The organism is Shewanella sp. UCD-KL21, from assembly GCF_001957135.1.
Taxonomy (GTDB): Bacteria; Pseudomonadota; Gammaproteobacteria; order Enterobacterales; family Shewanellaceae; genus Shewanella.
This window is the reverse complement of the sequence record NZ_MPHK01000065.1, coordinates 1-928: the sequence shown is the minus strand read 5'-3', so window position 1 is coordinate 928 and position 928 is coordinate 1. Positions and strand designations below refer to the sequence as shown.

Annotated in this window: 1 protein-coding gene; it reads left to right on the top strand. The window is 54.0% G+C overall.

The window, feature by feature from the left end; translation table 11 throughout:
- A partial coding sequence (locus tag BM739_RS20300) for a hypothetical protein (protein WP_175609566.1) occupies window positions 1-928 on the top strand: 928 nt, incomplete at both ends.

The following is a 928-nucleotide window of genomic DNA, read 5'->3' as shown; positions in this document are numbered from 1 at the left end:
AACGGCCTCGTAACCCAAGCGATGCTTGATACTGGTCAAGCCGTGGAAGTCCCTGTCGCTGCAGGCGATACCCAGGTCAATGTTGATGCACAAGTCATTGATGCTGCCGGTAACCCATCGGCTATCGCCACTGATAAGCAAGACGTTGATAACACTGATGCACCTACTCCAAACGTTGAGTTTGAAGGCATGGGTGATGACGGTATTTACAGCAGCGATGAAATTGGCGCGGATGGCACCGTCACCGCCACCGTGACCTTAGCCGCKGGCACCGCAATTGGTGACACGCTGATCATCACWGATGGYAACGGCAAYGAATTGTTTAACGGTCTGGTCACCGGCGAAATGCTCACCAATGGCCAAGCCATTGAAGTCGCGGTGGTCGATGGTCAAACCCAAGTGGATGTCACCGCGCAGGTTATTGATGCTGCCGGTAACCCATCGGCTATCGCCACTGACAAGCAAGACGTTGATAACACTGATGCACCTACTCCAAACGTTGAGTTTGAAGGCATGGGTGATGACGGTATTTACAGCAGCGATGAAATTGGCGCTGATGGTACCGTCACCGCCACCGTGACCTTAGCCGCGGGCACCAACATCGGTGACACGCTGATCATCACAGATGGCAACGGCAACGAATTGTTCAACGGCCTCGTAACCCAAGCGATGCTTGATACTGGTCAAGCCGTGGAAGTCCCTGTCGCTGCAGGCGATACCCAGGTCAATGTTGATGCACAAGTCATTGATGCTGCCGGTAACCCATCGGCTATCGCCACTGATAAGCAAGACGTTGATAACACTGATGCACCTACTCCAAACGTTGAGTTTGAAGGCATGGGTGATGACGGTATTTACAGCAGCGATGAAATTGGCGCGGATGGCACCGTCACCGCCACCGTGACCTTAGCCGCGGGCACCGCACGCA